Source organism: Ammoniphilus sp. CFH 90114, assembly GCF_004123195.1.
In the GTDB taxonomy this organism is placed as follows: domain Bacteria; phylum Bacillota; class Bacilli; order Aneurinibacillales; family RAOX-1; genus YIM-78166.
In genome coordinates this window covers 272,618-296,010 of sequence record NZ_SDLI01000001.1, presented here as the reverse complement: position 1 = coordinate 296,010, position 23,393 = coordinate 272,618, and the positions used below count along the sequence as shown (strand labels likewise).

The window sequence follows — 23,393 nt, the reverse complement described above, 5'->3', positions numbered from 1 at the left end:
TGCGATGGCAAAGAGGTCAGCCAGCGGTTAGAAGGACCGCGTCCGCCTTAGAGCGAACGACTTCCTTGGCCACAGCAGGAATGGTCACGTCGTTGATCTGCTTTAGCCTCATGGCATATCCCATCATGGTAATATGCTTCTCTGCTACTCCCTGAATCACTCCATTGTCCGCTAATTCTCTTAGTCGATCAATAGGAAAGACACAGTTAATATCTTCCTTCGGGGCATCTGTATTGTAATGCTCCTTTGGGGCAGCATGAGTCACAGTCAGATCAGCGGGTTGAACTTCTCCTGGAATAACTCGATATGTAGAATCCCCTTGAGCCGTGTCCGTACTGAAAGGTTCCTGATCCTTCAGATGTACGCCTGAAGTGGAGACAATCATCAGGGTCATTTCACTTAAGCTTTTTTGGTTGGGCGTGTATGGAATAGCTTTCCTTGACATTTCCATAAGCTTCAGCTCCTGACCTCTGATTATAGCTTTCTTAGTATCTCAAATAATTCTTCGTTATCAGGTTGTTCTCCAATTGGATGAACATCGATGAAACGAACAATACCTTCTTTATCAATGATAAATAGTGCACGTTCAGAAGCACCAAAAGCTGGCTCATCCGCTTTTGTACGAAGTACGCCAAACTTCTCGGAGATCTCTCCGTGTGGATAGAAGTCAGATACCAACGGATAAGTAATTCCGCCGATAGACTTTTGCCATGCTTCATGGCTAGGAATAGAGTCAACACTAATACCCAGAACCTGGGTATCTAGCTCTTCAAACTTAGACAAATCGTCCTCGTAAGAAGGCATCTGCGCGCCTCAGACAGGAGTCCAATCTAGGGGATAAAAAGCGATAAATACGTTTTGCTTGCCTTGGTAGTCGCTCAAGTTAATTGTACGACCGCCATGTGCTTTAGCTGTAAAGTCTGGCGCCTTGTCGCCAACCTTAAGCGTCTTGGTTTCAGTTGCACCTTTTGGCATGTTTATTCCCTCCTTTGATAATTAAAGTCATAACTAGTATACCAACTTGTCCTATAAATAACAAAGCAATTTAACACATTTCATTGTAAAATTTTACTTATAAAATAAATAAGAAAACCTTATAAAACATGCCATTGGACGCTTTCCTATGAAGCCCTTGCCTATTGCTGACCTTCCTCAGGAAAGCAATCCACAAAGCGTTCCCGAATATCTTCTATCTCATAAACAGCGTTATCAAGCATCATTTGCACTCTGTCGTTATCTTCCGTTTTATCTAGGAAGACGACCGTATCCACGTCAATCTCTACTCCTAGCTGATATTCATTTCCCTCTCTTACAACAAATGCCCCTACGTCACTTTGGGCGACAATTCCTTTACTACCGATAAACTCAGATTTTCTCATTAAGTGTGGCTTCATCCTATATACCTCCTATTTTTGCTTTTGATTTTCTAACTCTTAGAATGGCGATAATTACTCAAAATATGCTTGACTAAACATCTAACAGAAGTCCTTCCGAGTGGCATAGCATAGAAAGGATCGCATAAGATGCAATAGGAACCTATTTCTCACAGGTGGGAGAAGCTATGAACTTAAGTCCTAAGATCTTTGCCCATAGGGGTGCATCCCATATCTATCCTGAGAATACGATGCCCGCCTTCAAGGAGGCCATTCGTAGGGGAGCTCATGGCTTAGAATTAGATGTACAACTCTCTAAGGATGGACATCCCGTTGTTATTCATGATGAGAGCTTGAACCGAACAACCAATGGAACAGGGCTTGTGAAACATTCTACGTTAAAAGAATTAAAGGAATTAAGTGCGGGCGCCTGGTTTCACCCCCGTTATTCTCACTTAAGAATACCAACCCTCGATGAAGTATTATTAAGAGCGAGAACCTCCCCCATCCTTCTAAATATAGAGATGAAAAACTTGTTGATACGCTCCGAAAACTTGGAGGAAGCCATTATCCAACTTGTCCTCAAGTACGATCTACTTGACAGAGTTATTCTATCTTCATTTAATCCACAAAGTATTGAACGTGCGAAACAGCTCCATCGACAAATAACTACAGGGTTTCTTTACTTTGGACGCTTAGAAGAACCTTGGAAGATGGCTCGGGAACTCGGTGCTGAGTACATTCATCCCCCTATAAACATCATCACTACTGAATATGTGCACCAGTGTTGGCTTCACGGACTACAAGTTTGTCCTTATGGCGCCAATCTTCCTGATGACATCTCTCTTGCCTTTCAATGTCGTGTAGATGGAATAATTACGATGTATCCCGAAAAGGCTCGAAACTATGTAGAATGAAGTAGAATAATATTGCTACTCGTGGAACAATTTTCACCTCCATCCCCAAATATGCCAATAAGGGGATGTTTTTTTTGTTTATAATTCACCTTCTTTTGTTTGTTCACCTTATCTACCTTTCCCCTGATATTATTTCATGATAGAATTTATAAGGAACTGGACTCTAATATTAAGGGAGTGAATCTATGAGTACAGCGGCTGACCCCACGATCTGGTTAGCTCTCGGTGCGGGATTCTTATCGTTTATTTCGCCATGTTGCTTGCCTTTATACCCATCCTATCTATCCTATATAACCGGTATTTCTGTTTCTGAGTTGAAGGAGGACCGGTCGGTAGTTCTTAGAAAGGCTATGGTCCATACCCTTTTCTTTGTATTGGGCTTTTCCATCATCTTTATTTCCTTAGGATTGACTGCTACATTACTTGGGTCTATCTTCAGGGAATACCAGGAGCTCATACGTCAATTGGGAGGAATCTTAATTTTTGTTATGGGTCTTTTTATGCTAGGATGGTTTAAACCGACCCTATTCATGAGGGAAAAAAGACTAGAATTTGCCAGTAAACCAGCAGGATATTTGGGCTCGACTCTTGTAGGGGTGTCTTTTGCTGCAGGCTGGACTCCTTGTGTAGGCCCGATCCTCACTGCTGTATTAGCTGTAAGCGCGAGTAACCCTTCACAAGGCTTACCGCTCATTATTGCATATACTCTCGGTTTTGCTTTACCTTTCATCCTTATGTCTTTCTTTATAGGACGAACGAAGTGGATCCTCCGACATTCGGCTAAAATGATGAAGGTAGGCGGTGCGATCATGATTCTGCTCGGTATCCTTCTCTATACGGATAAGATGACTGATATTACCATCTGGCTTATCTCCATTTATGGAGGGTTTACTGGATTCTAGGGAAAACCAGGGAAAGGTGAGATCACGTGAAACGCAACATCGTAATAGTAGCGATCATTATTCTCTTTGCCAGCTTAGCTTTGTATGGAAACCTAAATCATAGCAGCGTTGGGCAGTCGGAAAACAAGGAGCGCCGTCCAGAAGCCGGGTTTTCTGCTCCCCTTTTTGAGCTTAAAGGACTAGATGGCAAGACTTATACATTAGACAAATTACAAAAACCGGTCATCATCAATTTTTGGGCTTCTTGGTGCGGTCCCTGCCGCCTTGAAGCTCCTATACTAACTAGTCTTTACGAACAATATCAAGAGGATATTGAGATCTGGGCAGTTAATGTGGCGGTGAACGACAAACTAGCAAATGCTAAAGCCTTTGCTGAACACTATGACTTTACTTTCCCCGTTCTTCTCGATTCGGATGGCTCTGTCGTGAAGTCCTATCAAGTCATGGCCATCCCAAACACCTTCTTTCTAGATCGCCACCAAAACGTGGTGAAAGTAGCTACAGGCCTACATTCTAAAGAAGAGATTGAAGAGATCGTGAAACAGCTGATCTCCATTCCTTAAACTTTTTAGTCATAAGCATGTCACAAATTCATTTACCACATACTAAAGTTATGTGGTAAGATGAAGGGTGAAGATGGAGGTGAAGAGCCATGGAACACAAAAGAGATTTAAAGCAAGATGATATCGTGGATAACGTCATAGGTTTCGGCGTATCGTTTGGATTCTTCTTACTCGTTGCAGTTATCTTTACGATTGCAAGCCTATTCCAGCATTAATTCTTACATACAAGAAAACTTAAAAGAGCATAAGGCTATAAGTTTTCCTTGTTCTGTCTACAAAGTTTATACAAATGTAGACGCAGAAGAACCGGAACTCCATGAGTTCCGGTTCTTTTTTTTCTTTAAAAAACAATTAATTAAAGCCCTTCACTAACCGAAAACTGTGCTTCTGTTTTTTGCTTTACTTCTTCCACAGTAACACCCGGTTGAGTTTCAATCAGTACCATACCTTTATCGGTAAAATCAAAAATAGCTAGCTCAGTGATCAACCGGTGAACGACTCCCTTTCCAGTTAGCGGCAGGCTGCATTCCTTCTTGATCTTCGATTCACCATGTTTGTTCACATGCTCCATGATCACAACGACTCGCTTAGCTCCATGCACGAGATCCATAGCTCCGCCCATTCCCTTAATCATCTTCCCCGGAATCATCCAGTTCGCTAGATCTCCTGTCTCGGATACCTCCATTCCTCCAAGGATCGCCAAGTCAATATGACCTCCACGGATCATGGCAAAGGATTCTGCACTATCAAAGTAAGATGCCCCAACTACCGCTGTAACCGTTTCCTTACCTGCGTTAATGAGATCGGGGTCCACTTGATCCTCTGACGGATAAGGGCCAATTCCTAAGAGCCCATTCTCTGATTGGAGTAATACGTTATAATCAGACGGTATTTCGTTAGCAAGCAAAGTAGGTAAACCTATCCCAAGATTTACATTCATACCGTCCTTTATCTCTTTAGCCGCTCTAGTGACGATGAGCTTACGTCCATCCTTCATAAAAAATTCTCCTTTCCTTACGCTTGGGCTACCGTACGTCGTTCGATCCGTTTTTCATAATTTGTTCCCAAGAAAACATGTTGTACATAGATTCCAGGCGTATGAATTTCGTCTGGATCTAGTTCTCCAACTTCCACCATTTCCTCTACTTCTGCAATGGTTATCTTCCCAGCCATAGCAGCTAGTGGGTTGAAATTACGCGATGTCTTACGGAAAACAAGATTCCCTAACGGGTCGGCCTTCCAAGCCTTCACAAGGGCAAAGTCTCCAACAATTCCTCTTTCCATTATGTAGGTTCGACCATCAAACTCTTTATGTTCTTTCCCTTCAGCCACCAAGGTTCCAACACCTGTTGCTGTATAAAAAGCAGGAATTCCAGCTCCTCCTGCACGCATCCGTTCGGCTAAGGTACCTTGTGGGATTAATTCCACTTCTAACTCTCCACTGAGAAATTGCTGCTCAAAAATTTTATTTTCTCCAACATAAGAAGCCATCATCTTCTTAATTTGCTTGTTTGCTAGCAACAAACCTAATCCCCAGTCATCCACTCCACAATTGTTACTCACAACCGTCAAGTCTTTGACTCCCAAATCTCTTAAGGCAAGAATGGCCTTCTCAGGAATTCCACACAAGCCAAATCCACCAACAATCAATGTTGAGCCATCTTGTACTTTGCTAAGCACCTCTGATATGTTATCCAATTGTTTTCCTTTTTTCACCTAATGACCTCTCCTTCCTGCTGACAGCTTTTCTTTCTCATCACGATAATAAAATGAAAGCGCTTCACTAACGTAACTCTATTATAATAACAATCCCCACTCTTTACAATCTTTGTATTTTTCTTTACAGGAAATATCCTTCATGTGGAAAAGTTGAGAAAATTCACGATTATAACTCGATATTTTGGTCAACAATGATACTAATTTCAAGTACTTCATGATGAGACAGGAGAAAACCACATTAATTTATAAGAAGGAAGGAGCAACACCATGGGGATCTTAAATCTTCTAGACGACTTTCATAATGAGGAAAGCAACTTACAGTGGAGGGGTAGCTTTGAAGAGTATTTAGACATGGTCAAAGTAAATCCGTCCATTGCCCAAACGGCCCATTCTCGTATCTATAACATGATTATGAATGCCGGTGTAGAAGAGCAATCAGGAGCAAAGAAATACAAGTTTTTTAGTGACACCATGTTTGGTCTCGATGATGCTATCGAGAGATTAGTAGAGGATTACTTCCATTCCTCCGCTCGTAGATTGGATGTAAGAAAAAGAGTTTTACTATTGATGGGACCAGTGAGTGGTGGGAAATCCACTATTGTTCACTTACTAAAACGCGGTATGGAGAATTTCTCCCGGACAGATGCCGGAGCCGTTTACGCCATTGAGGGTTGTCCTATGCACGAAGACCCCCTTCATCTTATTCCTGAGAGACTTCGTCCACACTTTGAAGAGGAATACGGAATTAAAATTGAAGGTAACCTCTGTCCTATGTGCCGTTTTAGGCTTCGTGAGGAATGGAGAGGCGAAATCCGAAACGTCCCTATTAAAAGGATTATATTTTCCGAAGATGATCGCGTAGGGATTGGTACTTTCAGTCCATCCGATCCAAAATCTCAGGATATCTCTGAGTTAACCGGAAGCATTGATTTTTCTACCATCGCGGAGTATGGATCTGAATCAGACCCGCGTGCTTATCGCTTCGATGGTGAATTAAATAAGGCAAACCGTGGACTCATGGAATTCCAGGAGATGCTAAAGTGTGATGAGAAATTCCTTTGGAATCTTTTATCCCTCACTCAAGAGGGTAATTTTAAAGCGGGAAGATTTGCCCTCATCTCAGCTGATGAGCTTGTTGTCGCCCATACGAATGAAACCGAATATAAGTCTTTCATTAATAATAAGAAAAACGAAGCTTTGCACTCACGGATCATCGTCATGCCAATTCCTTATAACCTAAAGGTATCAGAAGAAGTGCGAATCTACGAAAAGCTAGTCAATCAAAGTGACTTGAAGAGTGTCCATATCGCTCCCCATGCCCTCAGAGCCGCTGCCATGTTCAGTGTTTTGACAAGGTTAAAAGAATCAAAGAATCAAGGGCTAGACCTAGTTACCAAGATGCGCCTCTACGACGGAGAAGAAATGGAAAACTTTGGTGCATCCGACCTTAAAGAGCTTAAAAATGAGTTTGCTGAAGAAGGAATGTCCGGGATTGATCCTCGCTATGTCATTAATCGTATTTCCAGCGCTCTAATCAAGAATGAGATGACTTGCATCAATCCACTTAATGTCCTTCGTGCTCTAAAGGATGGCTTAGATACACACCCTAGTATTACTTTAGATGAAAAAGAGCACTTCATGAATCTTATCGGAATTGCGCGAAGAGAGTATGATGAAATTGCTAAGAAGGAAGTACAAAAGGCTTTTGTTTACTCTTTTGAAGAATCAGCAAAAACATTGCTAAACAATTATCTCGACAACGTAGAAGCATTCTGCCATGGAAAAAGATTAACGGATCCGATCACAGATGAGGAGGTCGATCCGGATGAACAATTAATGCGTTCTATTGAAGAACAAATCGGGATCTCTGAGAACGCGAAGAAAGCCTTCCGTGAAGAAATTCTCATCCGCCTCTCTAGTTATGCGAGAAAAGGAAAGAGATTTGAATATGATTCACATGACCGTTTAAGAGAAGCGATTGAGAAAAAGCTTTTTGCGGATCTCAAAGATGTTGTAAAGATTACTACGTCAACGAAGACTCCTGATGAACAGCAATTAAAGAAGGTCAATGAAGTGACGGCTAGATTAATGGATGAGCATAGTTATTGCCCACATTGCTCTAATGAGTTGCTTAAGTATACGGGAAGTCTGCTGAATCGATAGAACAATATAGACAAACTGTGTTCAAGCTCTTCGCTTGAACACAGCTATTTTTGCTAGGAAAGTTGGTGGAAAAGGCATGAATGATTCTTTATTTATTGTTTCGCAAGAAGATTGGTCACTTCACCGCAAGGGACATGAAGACCAAACCCGCCATCGCGAAAAGGTAAAAGAAGCCTTAAAGAACAATCTGGCAGATCTCGTTGCAGAAGAAGGCGTCCTTACCTCCAATGGAAAAAACATTGTCAAAATTCCCATCCGCTCTCTTGATGAATTTCGCTTCCGCTATAACTACCGCAGGCAGAATCATGTTGGTACGGGTGAAGGGAATACGAAAAAAGGCGATGTCGTTGCCAAAGACGGTGAACCTAAACAGCAAGGCCCAGGACAAGGAGCAGGTGCAGGGGATCAACCCGGAGTGGATTACTTCGAGACAGAAGTTACTCTAGAAGAAGTAGAAGGCCAATTATTCTCCCGACTCAAACTCCCACATCTGGACAAAAAAGAGCATGCAGAAGTTGTCGTAGACAGCATCGAGTTTAACGATATACGCAAAAAAGGGATTATGGGTAATCTAGACAAAAAGCGCACCATTCTGCAAGCCATTAAGCGAAATATCCAAGAAGGAGGCCAAGGTCTTGGAAAGATTCTTGAAGATGACCTACGTTTTAAAACTTGGAATGAAGTAAAGATCCCTCATTCACAAGCTGTTGTATTGTGTATGATGGATACAAGCGGAAGCATGGGGAGATTTGAGAAGGATATCGCAAGAACGACCTTCTTCTGGATTTCTAGGTTTCTCCGACAAAACTACAAGAACGTGGAAATTGTATTCATTGCTCACCATACCCACGCTAAAATTGTATCCGAAGAACATTTCTTTACCAAAGGCGAAATGGGCGGAACGGTCTGTTCCTCTGCATATAAATTAGCAATGGAGTTAATTCGAACAAAGTACTCACCAAGTCGATACAACATTTACCCCATTCACTTTTCCGACGGAGATAATCTGCCGTCAGATAATGATGAGTGTACCCAGATTATACAAAAGATGATGGAAGTGACAAACTTCTTTGCTTATGGAGAAATCAATCAACACCATCGTATGTCTACCTTAGGGGATGTGTTTAAAAGCATTAACCACCCTAAACTCCGGACGTCTGTGATTTATGAGAGAAAGGATATATTAAAAGCACTTACCACCTTTTTCTCTGAATCCGTGGAAGAGGAGCTGATTAGTTAATATGGAGAAATTAACTCAAGCCATTGAGGAAATTACGGAAATTGCAAAGGGATTTGGATTAGACTTTTTTCCTATGCGCTATGAAATTTGCCCACCAGAAATCATTTATACTTTTGGTGCCTATGGCATGCCTACGCGCTACAATCACTGGAGTTTTGGAAAATCATTTCATAAGATGAAACTTCAGTACGATCTGGGGATGAGCAAAATCTATGAACTAGTGATCAACTCAAATCCGTGCTACGCTTTTCTACTAGATTCTAATACGCTTATTCAAAATAAGCTCATCGTGGCTCATGTCTTAGCTCATTGTGATTTCTTTAAGAATAATGCTCATTTTGCTCACACTAATCGCAATATGGTGGATAGCATGGCCGCAAGTGCTGACCGAATCAGACAGTATGAAAAGAAATATGGACGTTCCAAGGTGGAAGCTTTCTTAGATGCTGCTATGGCGATCTCGGAACACATTGACCCTTATGCAGACAGGATAAAAAAAGCTCCAACTAAAGATAAAAATACAAAATCAAGAACATTACTTCCTTATGAGGACTTGTGGGATTTAGAACCTGCAGTAGGGGACGAACATTTTACTGCAAGTAGTTCAGTTGCAGCAGGTGGTTCTTCCACTGGGTACAAGTCCATTAAGGATATGCTAAGAGACCACCGAGCACAGAAGGCTGAGAATTCAAGTAGCCAGGTTATGGATCCGGAAAAGGATCTCTTGCTGTTTATTATGAATCACAACCAACAGCTTGAGGATTGGCAGCGAGATATTCTCACTATTGTAAGGGATGAGATGCAATATTTCTGGCCACAGATTGAAACCAAGATCATGAATGAAGGTTGGGCTTCCTTCTGGCATACGCGAATTCTAAGAGAAATGGATTTATCGGATGTAGAGACGATCGAATTTGCAAAGTTAAACGCATCCGTCATCCAACCCTCTACCACTCAGTTGAATCCTTACTATCTAGGACTGAAAATGTTTGAGGATATTGAAAAGCGCTTCGGCCGTGACCACATGTTTGAAGTTAGAGAACTGGAATCTGATGTGAGTTTTATTCGAAATTACTTAACCCATGATCTTGTTAAAGAGATGGATATGTACACGTTTGGCAAGATGGGTAACGAGTATGTCGTTAATGGCACCGAGTGGGAAAAAGTAAGAGATACTCTAGTAGATAGCCGCATGAATGGAGGATTCCCTTACATTACCGTTGTCCATGCTGATCGGGAGCTGTATTTACGTCATCATTACGAGGGGGTAGAACTAGATATACGCTATCTTGAAAAGACCCTTCCTTACGTTTACCACTTATGGGGTAGATCGGTCCATATTGAAACAAAATTAGAAGAGAGAAACGTTCTTTTCTCCTATGATGGTGAAAAAGTCCATCGCAAGTTTATATAAGCATGTTGTCTTTAGGAAATGATTTAAGTTTCCTAAAGACATCATGCTATTTTTCTCCCTTTCTGATTTCGTCGAGGTCCGAACGAGTCAAAGGCTGCTTTTCTTTTATTGGGATCACACTCACTTGCCCTTCCGGCTCAAGATAAGCCAATTCAACATCTGCTAGCTTCGTGACTCCCTTTAACCTCAACTCCTCCATGAGGTTGTCGTACGTTAGTCTGGAATGATAAAGTCCTTTCTCATAAATTTTCCCTTGTTCTATCAACTTAATAGGTTCCCCGATCGCCACCTTAGCAAACCACTTACTTTTGACGGTAAGAAACGCTGTAAACCTCTGAAGGAACACCAAAGAAGCCACTGCTGTAACCGCCATGTAGATATTTAATGAATCATCTGCAAGAGGTGCCCCCATTAATGCTCCTAGAGCAATAACCACAACCAAATCGAATGCCGTGAGCCTACCTACGGCCTGGTTGCCCATGATGCGAAAACCAATGATTACAGCCACAAAGACTACGAAGGTTTTAAACACTACGGTAAGATAATCCATGAAATCACCTCAAGCATATCATGTTCTTTGTTTTTCAATTTATACGGAGTTAAAAGACCTAAATAGAGAGCATAATACCGGGTTTCTGAGGATCTTTCTATCTAACGAAGATGATTAGCTATCAGAGCGCCTCCTCCCCTCTATTCACCTGTAAGTCTATTTCCTGCTATTTGATTGTTTTGGAAAAATATTGGAAAATAAAGAAGACCATAAAAGGAGGGATTATCATCAGACCATTTAAAGAAAAGACGACACAAGCGCTAGAATCGGCTCTTTTCCGTGCGCGCGGGGTAATTTATGCTGAATACCAGGCTGATTTCCAAAAAAAGCTCCAAGTGGCCAAAGATAGTGAAAAAGAATATCGCGAGTTAAAAGCAAAGGGTTTTGCTTAAGTTCAGGTAAATCGATTCTTTCCCCTCAATCGTAGGGGTCCCAAAAAGATAAAAAGGCTTCTTTCCTTAAGAAGTGTGTATCATCTTAAGGAAAGAAGCCTTAACAACTATGTATAAATGGTGCGGTCGGCGAGACTCGAACTCGCACGATCATACGACCACTACCCCCTCAAGATAGCGTGTCTGCCAATTCCACCACGACCGCAAAAATATATGAACAAGGACCTCACTGGAGGGAGTACCCGGATTTGAACCGGGGAATAAAGGTTTTGCAGACCTGTGCCTTACCACTTGGCTATACTCCCAAATGAATGGGGCGATCGATGGGAATCGAACCCACGTGTGTCGGAGCCACAATCCGATGCGTTAACCACTTCGCCACGACCGCCATAATTAATGTGACAAGGAACATTTTATCTTTTATTTACTCCAAAGTCAAGTTTGATGTTAGCCTATTACTTTAACAGATCGTGTGGTTCTATAGTGCTTTTTACATACAGAACAATGATAATCTAATATTTCGATCATCCCTTTTTCCGTCCAGTCATATCTTGGTCCATCAATCTGAAATGGGCGTGATACCTCACATGAGTAACAAAACATTTCCTTACCGGCCATTCTATTCCCCCCCTTTAAAGGGTCTACTTCTTGATATATACAAGGCGAGGAAGAGAATTATACTGAAATCTTTTATTTTAGCCCCTACTTTTTTATTGTACTTTTATTGATTAGACAGTTGCATATGAATATGTATTAAGGGAGCAACCTTCGAATTCTACAGGAGCCTAACAAAAAAACACTCAATTCAATTTCAATTGAGTGTTTATCTATGTACTAAAGTAATGGTCGGAACGACAGGATTTGAACCTGCGACCTCACCCACCCCAAGGGTGCTTGGAGGATTTTCCGTTGTTTCCGTTGGTTTTACGAAGTCCATATCGGAGTCCAAACGCTATAATATCAGCACTCGGTACAACCTTCAGAACATTTCAACTCTCATTCGATTAAGACGATTATATCATAGCCTCGACGAATTGCAAGTCCGAGAACCGCCTCCCTGCGACCTACGAAAGTCTCAAAAATTTTGCGTAAATTTATAACAAGATTTCGTAATTTAATGAAGAAAAAATCTTTGATAGAGGTCTCTTAGAGGGGCTGGGTTCCCTTCGGTTTAAGAACGAGGAATTTCGATGTCTTTCGTTGCCTTTCTTGAGTGAAGCTGTCCTTCTCTTGACCTTTGAGTTTACAAAAAATTGTATATTTGTTTTTATCCCTTTCCCGTCCAGTTCGAGGGGTGGCTCCCCCTTGGGGTAGGGGTCAAATTTGTACAATTCTCCATCGACAACCAAACAAAAAAGGACGTGAAGACTTCTAGCCTCACGTCCAACTTAGTTCTTCGACTGCTCGCTCTAAGTCCTCATGAGAAGGCTGAGTATACACGAGAGTCATTTCTATGTTAGGTGTTCCGTTGGCTTTCATGTGTCCAGCGAGACGAGCGACAACATCGAGAGGAATTTTTTTACTTACGAGTTCATGACAGAACGAATGACGAAGTGCATGAGCAGTCAGATTTTCAATACCTGTCAGCTTGCGATATTTCTCAATGATATGCTGTACTGCTCTGGTTGTCATCTGAGGAGAACGCTGGGAGTCGAAGAGATATTCGCTCTCACTGTTACGACTAGATAGATATTGTTCGAGAACTCTTCGAGAATCTACATTCAAAGGAACCTCTCTTCTCCTGTTGTGCTTACCTTTCCTGACGACTAGATTTCCTTTCCTATCTGTCAGGGTGATATCTGTCAGCTTCACGTCACAGAGTTCTTGAACCCTGAGTCCTGTATGTAATAACAGTGTAAAGATCGTTAGTTCCTTAATGTCGCCATATCTGCGAATTGCTCTTATAACAGCATTCTGTTCATTCTTGTTCAGCCATTTAGGAGTAGTCCTTGCTACAGTAACAGCGTCGACGTTCTCAACTGGATTGTCTGGAGCGTCTCCCTGCTCTGTTAGGTACGAGAAGAACGCTCGGACATGGAGGAGCGTCTGCTTCACGGTGGAAGGACTGAGGTTCTCCAGCATGGTTCTCTTGAAACGAGCAATATCGAGTTGAGTCGCTTGTTCAGCGTCTTCACCATCGAACCATTTGACGAAACGATTCCAGCTTGAACGATACTGTCTTAATGTCAGTTCTGACTTTCCTTCATGTTGTAGCTTCTCGATAAACTTCTCGAATTTCATACTGATATACACTCCCTTCAGAGGATATATGACGAGATTTTCTTGAGTTAATCAAGCGAAATATCAATGTTTCCCTGTAATTACTGTATCAAACTCGTCGTATATTCTCAAGGAAATACGACGAAATGTTTCGAGGAGTATCGAAGGACGTCACTCATTCGCTGTTGTCGAGGTTTAACGAAGGGACGACTTCCGAGGACTTGCTCTGAGGTCTTGTCGCTGGGTATTGCCAGTTCGAAAGTTTCGGGATGGGAACGTCTGGGGTGTGATTAACGGAGTTCTAAACGAATTCACCGATAAACCTCGAAAAGCGTGACACCTTGATACATCTGCATTTAACTAACATATAGTAAGTAAATGTGTGAAGTTGAACGATATTCCTCGATTCCCCCACTGTTGCACCAGATGGAACAAAAGAGACGTAATTACACGAACTCCCTCATTTTAATCTTCAGAATACTCATATCTTGAATTCCACAATACAGGAATTTTAATCATCTTCGAGAATACTAAAAATAGACTTTAAAACAATAGGAGAAGGAGAAGACATGGACAAAGGAGAGTTAATACAGCGGTCAAAAGATGTCTGGGAAAAAGCGAATCAGCATATATCGAATTACCTAGATGTGAAGAAAGATATCTTAGAAAACGACTATGTGCAACTACTAGGAGACACGGTAAAGGTTGTAGGGTTCGTCAAGAATACTACTTCCCTAATAATGCAAAAAAGGTTTGAATCATTCTTAAGAGGATTCAAACCAGAAGAAATTCCAACTGAAGATCAGATTGAAAAGTTGATTAATTACATTGATGATGAAGCGAAAGCTGAATTCATTGCTGACACTTTTTCAAAAATCATGTTAGCACGTTCTAGTAAAGCGTGTTTAATTATGGGTACTATGCTTCAAACTATGGTAAATAACCAGTCAAACTTAAGTCATAAAGACCTCATATGTATTCACGCTCTCTCAAACTTTTTCGATGACGATATAACCAATTTTAATTTCATCTACGGATACATTACAAAAAATAACAAAGGAAAGAAAAGTAGAACTGCAACTTTAGAAGGGCGGCGATTTATTGAAGCAATTGCAGAAAAAGAACTTGATAAAGAAAGTGTCATGTTAACGATTGAGAAAGCAGTCACACATCAACTCTTAGTAAAATACAACGAAGTTGACTTAGATATCGATGAAGATGAGCCTTCTTTTAATTCTGCCAATGTAGATGAGTATTTCAAAATTACATCTCCTGCTGAGTCGTTGAACTGGCACATAATTAAGTGTGGATTATATATCTCCTAGTATTCCCTCAGACCCCATAATAACGAAAGACGAACAAGACAATCATAAAACCTTCTCCCTCTTCGTATGATTCACTGAACGAGTCATCGAGTGATGTAGCTTCGAGTTTCCACTATTACGAAGAGAGGAGAGTTCTGAGCGAGTATCATCATCGACAACAAAAAGGTCATTATTGTTTAAGCGTGTTTTTCATCCCTTGGACAAAGGCAAGATCGATTTTCGTACATTTGATACACTGTCCATACCGCTTATCAGCGGTTTTTTCTTTTATCTGCTTACCACACTTCCAACAATTCATGGAGTTCACCGTCCTTAACGTTTTAGAAACAGTTTTGACGATTCAGACTGTTTCTAAACGAGAAAAAGAGAACCTGAGAAGGCTCTCCTACGCAAGATGTTTTATAATGTTGTGAGCAAGTGCGAGTATTTCTTCCCTAGTCCCAAATAATTCTCGATTAGCACTAATAAATCGCAGATACTTTACATTCGGGTGCTTCACGACACGAGTGTAACTGTACTCATATTCGTACTCTTTCTCCATAGGGAAAAATACATCGAGCAATCTCGAATTCAACGCTCTAGACTGTCTATCTCGCTCAGCCTCTATATTGTGGATATGTGACTGTGAGACTCCGACAATGTCCGCAAGTTGTCTTTTTGATAACCCTGCCTGTTCACGATATTTTCTTATCTCTTCTCCAGAGAAATAGAATTGATGTCGAAAGTCCTCGTCCTGCATAAGGTCTATCGTCTCCTTCTCCATCATTTGTCTGAGTATCTTTTGTTCTTTCATCATCTGTCTTTCAAACACTTCTCTTAGCATTATTTGTTCTTCAATTATTTGCCTTTCCATCATAGTCAATCGCTCCTTTTTAATAAATTTTGTTTTGATCTTTACTCGTCTACTCTCGTCTATTTATGTAACCATCACGACATCGGTGTGACTTTTCATGTCTTTCGAAGACAATAAAAGAAGCGAGACCTCTTCCGAGACCTCGCCCTTATTTCTCTATATTCAATATACTTTGTTAACCGTCTTTCATTCGCTTTTGTAAGTGCAAGTCTCTCATAGCCTCAAGGACAGCAGCCAGTTCCTCCGTAATACCAAGATCAACCACACTTCGCTTTTTACTTAATCTCACGGTCTTTAATTGCCTTATCAAGTGTTTTCTCGATATGCTCCTTATACGCTCCAGCTTCACCGTAAAGAGGTCGAGTAAGAAATTTCTTACCGACTGGATACGTTTTACCACTCATACCCTTTCCTCCAGGCTTTGCTTGAGAACCTGCTCCTAGATTATAGTCGTCCTCGTGCATTTTCAGAGCGTAGTTGTACGAACCTCCAGATGAGTTTTCTGATACAGAATACGTCACCGTCGCTGTTACTTTTGAACCTTGAGAAACAACATCTTTTGAGAAAGACTTCTCAAGAACACCTTTATCGTGAGGTGCAGTCTCTGAAGAAACTCGAGTGAGGTCATCTGCGATGTCATGCATTGCACTTTCAACGATAGAACCGAGAGCACCTTCAAGACTATCGAGTCCTCTTGTGTTGAATGTTGCTGTCATACCAATCTTTGGAGCACCAACAGTCTTTATCCCAGAACCTCCGTTGGTATCCATTCTTCGAGCGACAGATCGAGATAGCCTAATCAGACCCCTTACAATCATATAAATCCCCCCTTACAGCCTGCCTCTTTTCGCTTATTGATCCTTCGTTTGTAGGAAGAAGACTTCTGAAGACTCCTCTTTCCCTAACTTAAAGATAGTTTCCAGTAACGAGATTTCCATTAATAGTTCTAACTTGATACAATCGTTTACCCTATCATCCTTTGAGATAACACTTTTTAGTTGTTCGACTTTCTCTTGATAAACTGCTCGAACACCCTCCCTTGCCCGTCTCAAGTCGTCAGCAGTATACTGTGTTTTTATTCTCTCTACAATCTCTTGAAAATTGTCTACTACAAAGGAATCCCCACAAACTAACATTACTGATCATGCTCCTTTCTCATAAAAAATAAAAAGAGACGAAGAGCAAAGGAATTACCTTCGACCTCGTCTCTTGAACTTTCATCTTTCAACTCCTTCGTGGCTGATACCCCTTCTACTATCGAATCCATACGTCCACTCTATCAACAGGAAGATCACCGTCAATAACTATGCGGTATCTGAAGAAGTCCTTGTCTATAACTACAAAACAATCATTAATTCCTTCGGTTAAATGAACCGTTTGAAACCTCGTGAAGGTCTTTTCATCGTCAGAGTCTTCCCAGACGATTTCAACCGATTGACCTCGAAGACCTTTCGCAATGACTCGAACATCGAGGACCTTTTTCTTGTGATTCTTGGTTGTTTGTCCAGTTACCTCATAATACACTTCCGTATGTTTAAAATGACCATCAGCGACGAATGCTCCTACATGAACTTGAGCCATCACACTGAACCTCCTCTGGGTGTTTTTCTTTATAGCGTTTCAATAATGCGTCTTTAAAAGAGTCTTTCATTAAAAGTCGCTTCATCTTGCTATAAGAAACATTGAGAAGATACGCAACAGAAGTCAATGATGTGAGGTCTCCGTCAATCAACAACTCGACTGCATCTCTTATAATTTTCTCTTCTTCTTCAAGTCTCTGTTTTCGACGCTGGTCAGCTTCACTCAAAGCCATAACAAGAGGAGAAGGCTCCATTCCGAGTTCTTTTCGTCTGTTCTCGATGTCTTTTAAATCAATTAGTAACTCGCCGTTTGCACCGAAAAACTCTGGAGGAAGGAGACTATCCTCCTGCTCCTCCGTACTTTCGATCAAGCGTAGGACGTCGACGTATCGCTTGCCATTGACGATAACTCGCTCCATTATTCGCCCTCCTTCTTGCCGTCCTCTTCTTTCTTCTCAACTTGAGAAAATCCATAGGAGAGAAGTTCAAGACTGCTTGCCTCTCCGTGTTCAATCCTCTGTTTTAATCGTTCTTGATATGCTTCGAAACTTGCGGAATTTCAATTGATTGTCTTTTGATACTCTTTATTCGCCTCATATCCCTGTTGGATGAGTTTTAACGAATCTTGCATTAGTTCTTCGCTCCTTTCTTCCTGTCGATATATTCTTGAACCCTAACAGGAAGTTTCCCACTGTTTAAGATGTCTGAAATCTCTGTATCAGTAAGAGCGTAGATCGTTGCCCCTGTTCTTCGAGAGGGAAGATGACCCTTCGAAGTTGCGAACGGTAGAGAGTAAATCCATAGTTCGGGGGTTCTTAAAACAGTTTTGTCGTTTCCGATCTCTGTTCCTACTTCATTCTGGAGAGCCTGTACGTCAGTGTTCAGAGCGTCAAACTCCTTTTTGATCGAGTGGACTTCTTGAAGTTTTAGACAATACGTCGCAAGAGCGTCGATAGTATCCTCAAGAGCCTGTTCATGCTTCTTCTGGAGGTTTGCTTTCTTCTTGCTTCTCCAGTCACGAATAGCTGGAACTAAATCAGCAAGTGCTTGATGAAGTCCCTTGCGATTTACATTGATACGATGTTCAACCTCTTCGAGTTTATCCTCCAGATTTCTCAGTTTCTCTTTCATTTGTGGCTTCGAAGTGAATACTTTTCCACCAAGTTCGTCCTCTGCGATACGATCCTCATATTCCCTACGAAGTTCCTCTAATTGTTTCTTGAGTTGTCCTTTCTGGATTAATAACTCCTCGTGTCTTTGATCGTATTTTTCTTTGGTTTCTTTCACAGTTTGAAAAATTTTCATAATAAATCATCGCTCCTTTTCGTTTTGATTTTAGTCTTGATTATTACTCGTCGTCCTCGTCTCCAAGATCGACGTCTATCACAGTCTTTTTATCCTGACGACGTTGTGCTCGCTCATAATTGCGGTCAGCTTCCTCCAATTCAAGAGTAATTCTTTCGATTTCTGCCTCGATTGCCTCTTGCGAGCGGTCATTCACGTTGACTTGAACCCCAACAGCAGTATCATGATTCAATAAATTTTGACTGCGGAGGAAGACCTCGATCATCTTAGCGGTTGGCTTCTTTCGAATTTCTTGCAGTAAGATATCGTAAATCTCAGCAGTGTGCATTCCTGCCTTGATCGTCGCTTGACGCTTCACCTCTTCAATAAAGTAATCATCTGAGACCCTCCATTCGTATAAAGTTCTACGAGAAACATTGCACTTTTGTGCGATTTCTTCGAGAGTCATCCCAGAGTTTTTCGGGTTGCTCAAAAGATCAATAGCGATTAACTGCTCGCTGCTGAATGGTCTCTTTTGACGAGTTAAAAACTTTTCACTTTTCATCGGTTTTTGCCTCCTTTCGCTTTATTGATCTACTCATCCTTACGATCTCTTGAAGCTGATCTTCCGTGAAGAACTGCGAGAAACACTCGAAAATCCGTTTCTGGAGTTGTTCCGACATGTTACGAGTGCCATTTTCGATATAACTGATATGTGTCGTTGTCACATTGACTTGACGTGCAAGTTCCGTCTGTGAAAGTCCAGCGACGTTCCTCAAAGTTGAAATCTCGTTTCCAGTCAGTTTCACACGTACCACCTCTCTTGTTTAATTTTTGAACTCATATGTCAAACAAAAAAGAGCAAGCCGACTGGAGGAACGACTTGCCTTCATTGTTTTCGTTTTTCGACGCATACCCTACTTCACGAAGAATGGACGAGATATGAGTTGCTCAGTCTCATATCTTTCTGTCTTCTAGTCATTCAACAGTTAATAAATACAAACAATTTAGTGTAAAAATATTCAGAGACCGACTTGACTGATATGTTTTGATAGGGACAAAATGTCCCCAACAAAAAGAACTTTGGGGAGAGTTTTTTGAAGTATTTCGGGCCTTTGGTCTTATGTTTACTCAAGGAGGCGAAACTTGATGGACATTCTACTATTCTGGGGAGCGATTCACGCTTTCTTTTCGTCTACAGTTGAGGGTTCACGATGGAACTTTGAACGAACTTGCTCGAAAGGTCGAAGTTCTGGAGAAAGTGAAAGCCTTGACTCTTCTCCCAGATGGGGTACACGTCACGACTCAAATGGTCGCAGATTATTATGAAGTTAGTTTCAAAGCTATTCGCTCGATTATCATGAGGCATAGAGAGGAACTAGAATCTGATGGGATGAACCGAGGTCAAGAATTAAAGGAATATAAAGATAAGATTCAACAAGAGTCTTTCCGAAACGTATTTGCTCACCTGTCGATCTTCCAACGTCGAGCAGTCCTTCGAATCGGAATGCTTCTCCGTGACAGTGAAGTCGCAAAAGCGATTGAAAGATGGGAAATCCTCGCTCGAAAAATTCTTCGGGTTTTTGTCATGTTTCTTTGTATGTATTCCATTCTGAACCGCTAAAAGGTGAGGAGGTATGGAAAACATGCCTCGCATAAACCTAGAAGGGGGCATACACATGATTACAAAGTTCGCAATAAGATTCTTACGCCAAACCGAAGGACTCACCCAAAAGCAATTCGCTGAAAAAGTCGGTATTAGTGAGGGACTTCTGAACAATATCGAAAGCGGATATAAGCGAGTGAGCAAAAACGTTTCACAGAAGGTCACTCGTGCCTATAACCTAAGCGAAGAGGACTTAAAGTTCTTCGACGAAGTCTACGAACGAATGATGAAAACGATCAAGAAAGCTGAATAACGATGGTTGACCGCTCAAGGCGATTGGATATATGTCCATTTGCCTTTTTCTTATGTCTGAAAAGAACACAACTCAAGGAGGTCAGTATCATGAAAAACGACTATATCGTAAAGGACGGAAAGGTCATCATTCTCATGGAATACAAAGATCAGTTATGGTTGACCGAAATCAGCGAGGAGCATTTAGAAAAAGCCGAGGAATGCACAGGGTATTGGACACTTATGAAGCAAAAAGGAAAGAAAATTTATGTTCAAGGTTTTGTTAGAGGAGGCGATGGGAAACTCAAGAACGTAACTCTTCACCGTCATATCATGGATTATCCAAAAGGTCGTGTAATTGACCACCAGTCAGGCGATACTCTGGACAATACCATAGACAATTTAAGAACTTGCACTCAAGGAGAGAACGTGAGGAACCGCTCAAAGAGTACCTCTAAGACTGGAATTCTGGGTGTAGGTTTTAACAGAAAAACAGGGAAATGGTGTGCACGAATAACGGTCGATGGTAAGAGCATTCACTTAGGCTTATTTACTGACATCGAATCAGCAAAGCAAGCAAGAATCGATGCAGAGCGAAAGTATTGGGGAGAATTCGCACCATCATTCCGTCATAACGTCTCATAATACTACGAAAAAAAGCCTCTCCCGAGTGCGAGTCGAGAGAGGCAAAAGCGAATACAACGTGGTCGACCAAGACCTATACCAAAAGAAAGGAGTGAATGTCGTGAGCATTTATCTTTTTTCATTATTTGTCATGCTAGTCATGACAACTACCGCAGAACGAAAACTCGACGTTGAATTCTCTCGCCAAAGAACCGAGTAGGTCGATTCGTTCCTCCGTAATATTAGTCAGTCAATCGCTCGATAATACAATACCTCGAACCTCAGTGATTCATCGCTGGGGTTCTTTTTATTTGGTCACTGTTTGATAGAAAAAATCACATTAATTAGGAGGAGGTTCAACAATGTCGAGACAATGGAAGATGATCGACCTTGATACTGGAGAGGTGAAAGGCGATTTTTACCCAGACTTACAGATCGTTCGCTCAAAGAAACAGGATGAAGCGTTCAAGCGAAAGCTACAGCGTCAACAAGAAGGACGTCAGCACGAGTTCACATTCAGCGATATGGAAAACATGAAGGAGGTCGTATCAATGCTTGACGAAAAGACATGCGGATATTTGCTGTACCTACAATGCTTCGTTAACTATGAGAACGTCCTCGTCAAAGGTCAAGATAAGACGCCTATGGCAAAGAAGGACATTCAAGAGACGCTTGGACTTGGGAAATCAGCTTTCGCAGAGTTCTTCAAGAAGGTAACTGAAGCAAACGTCGTCCTCCAGAATGAAGACGGGATATTCTCGATCAACAGTCGCTATCACTTTAAAGGAGCGACACAAAACGAGAGAGTCGTCAAGTCATTCACATCAAAAGTCAAGGAACTGTATGGAAAAGTTAATGCTAAAGACCTCGGATTCGTGTATTTGCTTCTTCCCTATGTTCATTATGAAACTAATATCCTCTGTTCGAATCCATTCGAGCGAAACGTCGAGAAGATCGAACCCCTCAGTCAGCTTGAACTCTCCGAAATCGTTGGGAGCGATGACAGGACGACATATCGCAAAATCAAGAAACTTCAGTTCGATCAAATGTTCGTTCTCGCAGAGGTTCGTTGCGGTAAAGAAAAGCACTACAAGCTGAATCCATTCGTGTTCTTCCGAAAGGACGGATATCCAGACGCCTCCCTGAGAGCAGACTTCCTCGTCAAGAGAAAGAAATAGTTCGGAACTATGGGCGCTTGTCTTCGATATTGAGCGTCCTTTTTTTATTAATTTATTTATTGAAGTAACGGGAGGTTAGCGGAATAAGTGTGATCAATGAAGAGAATTATTATTGGGTTTTAATTCTCAATAATTCCCCATCTAATGAGGTAAACTAAAACAAACATTAGTATTTAGGAGGATAAAATGGAAACCCAACACAATCCAAAATTAGTTTCAACCGAACTAGCAAATTTTTGGACTCAATACATGGGTGATAGCATGTCAGTTTGCATGCTTAAATATATGTTAAAGAAAGTTGAAGATGATGACATTCGTTCAATTTTAGAATTCTCATTAACTCTATCCAATCGTCATCTTCAAAGGATAAAAGAATTTTTCAATGAAGAAAAATATCCTATCCCACATGGTTTCACAGATGAGGACGTAAACTTAGAAGCCCCGCGATTATTTTCAGACAATTTTTTCTTGAAATACATACACATTATGGCGGCACATGGGTTGACAGGGTACGCTATTGCCTTTACTACTTCTGTTCGTTCTGATGTTCGGAAATATTATTCTGATTGTAATGTAGAATCCATGGAATTGTTTAATCGATCTCTTGATTTACTCCTGTCCAAAGGACTCTATACTAGACCTCCGCATCTTCACCCGCCTGAAATGGCGCAATATGTGAAAAAACAAAGCTTTTTAACGGGGTGGTTCGGGAATCGCAGACCGTTAAATGGAATTGAGATAAGTAACATTACTTTTAATATGAATAAAACGGTTCTGGGAAAAGCGATGGTTCTTGGATTTAGTCAAGTGGCACAAGCACAGGATGTACGTGAATACTTCATGAGAGGAACTCAACTTTCTTCAAAGCATCTTGAAATCTTTAGTTCCTTGCTTCATGAAGATAATCTTCCTTCTCCTCCTTCTTGGGATGATCAGGTTACAAATTCTAAGGTGTCACCGTTTTCAGATAAATTAATGATGTTTCATACAGGATTTTATACGCAGGCAGCTGTGGCTTTTTACGGGGCAGCCATTGCGGTTAGTATGAGACGAGATTTAGCTACACAATATACACGTCTGACATCTGAAATGGAGCAATACGGAGAAGATGGAGCAAACATCTTGATTGACAACGGTTGGATGGAACAGCCACCAACAGCAGATGATCGTGTTTCCTTAGCAAGCGGTAAGAAGTGATG

The 23,393-nt window shown here is 41.3% G+C and carries 30 protein-coding genes and 3 tRNA genes; 14 read left to right on the top strand and 19 right to left on the bottom strand.

Going from position 1 to position 23,393, the window contains the following annotated elements:
- Positions 1 to 16: 16 nt before the first annotated feature.
- From EIZ39_RS01560 to EIZ39_RS01545, 3 genes are all read right to left on the bottom strand, one after another.
- The gene (locus EIZ39_RS01560) at positions 17 to 451 is read right to left on the bottom strand and encodes a glycine/sarcosine/betaine reductase selenoprotein B family protein (RefSeq protein WP_129196692.1); all 435 of its coding nucleotides are present in this window, start codon (positions 449 to 451) and stop codon (positions 17 to 19) included.
- 23 nt (positions 452 to 474) lie between these two features.
- Entirely contained in the window at positions 475 to 975 is a 501-nt protein-coding gene (locus EIZ39_RS01555) for a peroxiredoxin (RefSeq protein WP_240675665.1), read from the bottom strand.
- Positions 976 to 1,136: 161 nt separating this feature from the next.
- Positions 1,137 to 1,394: a hypothetical protein gene (locus EIZ39_RS01545; RefSeq protein WP_129196686.1), complete on the bottom strand. Its 258-nt coding sequence runs from the start codon at positions 1,392 to 1,394 to the stop codon at positions 1,137 to 1,139.
- Between the two features lie 167 nt (positions 1,395 to 1,561).
- Here EIZ39_RS01545 and EIZ39_RS01540 point away from each other — a divergent pair, with 167 nt between their 5' ends.
- From EIZ39_RS01540 to EIZ39_RS01525, 4 genes are all read left to right on the top strand, one after another.
- Positions 1,562 to 2,290: a glycerophosphodiester phosphodiesterase gene (locus EIZ39_RS01540; protein ID WP_129196685.1), complete on the top strand. Its 729-nt coding sequence runs from the start codon at positions 1,562 to 1,564 to the stop codon at positions 2,288 to 2,290.
- Positions 2,291 to 2,475: 185 nt separating this feature from the next.
- The gene (locus EIZ39_RS01535) at positions 2,476 to 3,192 is read left to right on the top strand and encodes a cytochrome c biogenesis CcdA family protein (RefSeq protein WP_129196683.1); all 717 of its coding nucleotides are present in this window, start codon (positions 2,476 to 2,478) and stop codon (positions 3,190 to 3,192) included.
- Positions 3,193 to 3,218: 26 nt separating this feature from the next.
- Positions 3,219 to 3,755, top strand: coding sequence for a TlpA family protein disulfide reductase (locus tag EIZ39_RS01530; protein ID WP_129196681.1), 537 nt, complete (start codon positions 3,219 to 3,221; stop codon positions 3,753 to 3,755).
- Between the two features lie 89 nt (positions 3,756 to 3,844).
- Entirely contained in the window at positions 3,845 to 3,970 is a 126-nt protein-coding gene (locus tag EIZ39_RS01525) for a YqzM family protein (protein ID WP_129196679.1), read from the top strand.
- 140 nt (positions 3,971 to 4,110) lie between these two features.
- On the opposite strand, the gene EIZ39_RS01520 is transcribed toward EIZ39_RS01525, so the two are convergent.
- Both EIZ39_RS01520 and EIZ39_RS01515 read right to left on the bottom strand, forming a co-directional pair.
- Positions 4,111 to 4,752 (bottom strand): CoA transferase subunit B, encoded by a 642-nt coding sequence (locus EIZ39_RS01520; protein WP_129196677.1) that lies wholly within the window; start codon positions 4,750 to 4,752, stop codon positions 4,111 to 4,113.
- Between the two features lie 17 nt (positions 4,753 to 4,769).
- Positions 4,770 to 5,453 carry a CoA transferase subunit A gene (locus tag EIZ39_RS01515; protein WP_240675699.1) on the bottom strand — a complete coding sequence of 228 codons (684 nt, stop codon included), beginning with the start codon at positions 5,451 to 5,453 and terminating at the stop codon, positions 4,770 to 4,772.
- A 288-nt stretch (positions 5,454 to 5,741) separates the two neighbouring features.
- Here EIZ39_RS01515 and EIZ39_RS01510 point away from each other — a divergent pair, with 288 nt between their 5' ends.
- From EIZ39_RS01510 to EIZ39_RS01500, 3 genes are all read left to right on the top strand, one after another.
- Complete coding sequence (locus EIZ39_RS01510) at positions 5,742 to 7,637, top strand: PrkA family serine protein kinase (RefSeq protein ID WP_129196673.1); 1,896 nt, start codon at positions 5,742 to 5,744, stop codon at positions 7,635 to 7,637.
- A gap of 76 nt (positions 7,638 to 7,713) precedes the next feature.
- Complete coding sequence (yhbH, locus tag EIZ39_RS01505; protein ID WP_129196671.1) at positions 7,714 to 8,877, top strand: sporulation protein YhbH; 1,164 nt, start codon at positions 7,714 to 7,716, stop codon at positions 8,875 to 8,877.
- Between the two features lies 1 nt (position 8,878).
- A complete protein-coding gene (locus EIZ39_RS01500) occupies positions 8,879 to 10,291 on the top strand; it encodes a SpoVR family protein (protein WP_129196669.1) in 1,413 nt (470 codons plus the stop codon).
- Between the two features lie 46 nt (positions 10,292 to 10,337).
- Here the strand turns inward: EIZ39_RS01500 and EIZ39_RS01495 are convergent, their stop codons facing one another.
- A complete protein-coding gene (locus tag EIZ39_RS01495) occupies positions 10,338 to 10,841 on the bottom strand; it encodes a DUF421 domain-containing protein (protein WP_129196667.1) in 504 nt (167 codons plus the stop codon).
- 179 nt (positions 10,842 to 11,020) lie between these two features.
- Between EIZ39_RS01495 and EIZ39_RS01490 the strand changes: the two genes are divergently transcribed.
- Positions 11,021 to 11,233: a YuzK family famiily protein gene (locus EIZ39_RS01490; RefSeq protein WP_129196665.1), complete on the top strand. Its 213-nt coding sequence runs from the start codon at positions 11,021 to 11,023 to the stop codon at positions 11,231 to 11,233.
- A gap of 118 nt (positions 11,234 to 11,351) precedes the next feature.
- Here EIZ39_RS01490 and EIZ39_RS01485 read toward each other — a convergent pair.
- The 4 genes from EIZ39_RS01485 to EIZ39_RS01470 all read right to left on the bottom strand — a co-directional run bounded on the left by EIZ39_RS01485 (position 11,352) and on the right by EIZ39_RS01470 (position 13,474).
- Positions 11,352 to 11,438 (bottom strand) — tRNA-Leu (locus tag EIZ39_RS01485).
- 25 nt (positions 11,439 to 11,463) lie between these two features.
- Positions 11,464 to 11,538 (bottom strand) — tRNA-Cys (locus EIZ39_RS01480).
- A gap of 7 nt (positions 11,539 to 11,545) precedes the next feature.
- Positions 11,546 to 11,621, bottom strand: a tRNA-His gene (locus EIZ39_RS01475).
- A gap of 989 nt (positions 11,622 to 12,610) precedes the next feature.
- Entirely contained in the window at positions 12,611 to 13,474 is an 864-nt protein-coding gene (locus tag EIZ39_RS01470; protein ID WP_129196663.1) for a tyrosine-type recombinase/integrase, read from the bottom strand.
- A gap of 548 nt (positions 13,475 to 14,022) precedes the next feature.
- Here EIZ39_RS01470 and EIZ39_RS01465 point away from each other — a divergent pair.
- A complete protein-coding gene (locus EIZ39_RS01465; protein WP_129196661.1) occupies positions 14,023 to 14,778 on the top strand; it encodes a hypothetical protein in 756 nt (251 codons plus the stop codon).
- A gap of 385 nt (positions 14,779 to 15,163) precedes the next feature.
- On the opposite strand, the gene EIZ39_RS01460 is transcribed toward EIZ39_RS01465, so the two are convergent.
- From EIZ39_RS01460 to EIZ39_RS01425, 9 genes are all read right to left on the bottom strand, one after another.
- Positions 15,164 to 15,634 carry a helix-turn-helix domain-containing protein gene (locus EIZ39_RS01460; RefSeq protein WP_205668500.1) on the bottom strand — a complete coding sequence of 157 codons (471 nt, stop codon included), beginning with the start codon at positions 15,632 to 15,634 and terminating at the stop codon, positions 15,164 to 15,166.
- Positions 15,635 to 15,906: 272 nt separating this feature from the next.
- Positions 15,907 to 16,449: a hypothetical protein gene (locus EIZ39_RS01455; RefSeq protein WP_129196659.1), complete on the bottom strand. Its 543-nt coding sequence runs from the start codon at positions 16,447 to 16,449 to the stop codon at positions 15,907 to 15,909.
- Positions 16,450 to 16,482: 33 nt separating this feature from the next.
- Positions 16,483 to 16,767, bottom strand: coding sequence for a hypothetical protein (locus EIZ39_RS01450; protein ID WP_129196657.1), 285 nt, complete (start codon positions 16,765 to 16,767; stop codon positions 16,483 to 16,485).
- Positions 16,767 to 16,898: a hypothetical protein gene (locus tag EIZ39_RS27475; RefSeq protein WP_255433852.1), complete on the bottom strand. Its 132-nt coding sequence runs from the start codon at positions 16,896 to 16,898 to the stop codon at positions 16,767 to 16,769. Before EIZ39_RS27475 ends, EIZ39_RS01450 begins: the two co-directional genes overlap by 1 nt.
- Entirely contained in the window at positions 16,886 to 17,212 is a 327-nt protein-coding gene (locus EIZ39_RS01445; protein ID WP_129196655.1) for a hypothetical protein, read from the bottom strand. Before EIZ39_RS01445 ends, EIZ39_RS27475 begins: the two co-directional genes overlap by 13 nt.
- Positions 17,178 to 17,630 (bottom strand): hypothetical protein, encoded by a 453-nt coding sequence (locus EIZ39_RS01440; protein ID WP_129196653.1) that lies wholly within the window; start codon positions 17,628 to 17,630, stop codon positions 17,178 to 17,180. The genes EIZ39_RS01445 and EIZ39_RS01440 overlap by 35 nt, the downstream gene beginning before the upstream one ends.
- A 211-nt stretch (positions 17,631 to 17,841) precedes the next feature.
- Positions 17,842 to 18,516 (bottom strand): hypothetical protein, encoded by a 675-nt coding sequence (locus EIZ39_RS01435; protein ID WP_129196651.1) that lies wholly within the window; start codon positions 18,514 to 18,516, stop codon positions 17,842 to 17,844.
- Between the two features lie 43 nt (positions 18,517 to 18,559).
- Positions 18,560 to 19,060 carry a phBC6A51 family helix-turn-helix protein gene (locus EIZ39_RS01430; RefSeq protein WP_129196649.1) on the bottom strand — a complete coding sequence of 167 codons (501 nt, stop codon included), beginning with the start codon at positions 19,058 to 19,060 and terminating at the stop codon, positions 18,560 to 18,562.
- Positions 19,050 to 19,304 (bottom strand): helix-turn-helix transcriptional regulator, encoded by a 255-nt coding sequence (locus EIZ39_RS01425; RefSeq protein ID WP_164984842.1) that lies wholly within the window; start codon positions 19,302 to 19,304, stop codon positions 19,050 to 19,052. Before EIZ39_RS01425 ends, EIZ39_RS01430 begins: the two co-directional genes overlap by 11 nt.
- A 413-nt stretch (positions 19,305 to 19,717) precedes the next feature.
- On the opposite strand from EIZ39_RS01425, the gene EIZ39_RS01420 reads away from it, so the two are divergent.
- The 5 genes from EIZ39_RS01420 (at position 19,718) to EIZ39_RS01400 (ending at position 23,391) form a co-directional block, all read left to right on the top strand.
- A complete protein-coding gene (locus EIZ39_RS01420; protein ID WP_164984841.1) occupies positions 19,718 to 20,119 on the top strand; it encodes a hypothetical protein in 402 nt (133 codons plus the stop codon).
- A gap of 55 nt (positions 20,120 to 20,174) precedes the next feature.
- On the top strand, positions 20,175 to 20,414 hold the full coding sequence (locus EIZ39_RS01415; RefSeq protein WP_164984840.1) for a helix-turn-helix domain-containing protein: 240 nt from the start codon (positions 20,175 to 20,177) through the stop codon (positions 20,412 to 20,414).
- 89 nt (positions 20,415 to 20,503) lie between these two features.
- The gene (locus tag EIZ39_RS01410) at positions 20,504 to 21,037 is read left to right on the top strand and encodes an HNH endonuclease (RefSeq protein WP_164984839.1); all 534 of its coding nucleotides are present in this window, start codon (positions 20,504 to 20,506) and stop codon (positions 21,035 to 21,037) included.
- Between the two features lie 341 nt (positions 21,038 to 21,378).
- Entirely contained in the window at positions 21,379 to 22,194 is an 816-nt protein-coding gene (locus EIZ39_RS01405) for a hypothetical protein (RefSeq protein WP_129196639.1), read from the top strand.
- A 186-nt stretch (positions 22,195 to 22,380) separates the two neighbouring features.
- On the top strand, positions 22,381 to 23,391 hold the full coding sequence (locus EIZ39_RS01400; RefSeq protein WP_129196637.1) for a DUF3231 family protein: 1,011 nt from the start codon (positions 22,381 to 22,383) through the stop codon (positions 23,389 to 23,391).
- The last annotated feature ends 2 nt before the right edge of the window (positions 23,392 to 23,393 follow it).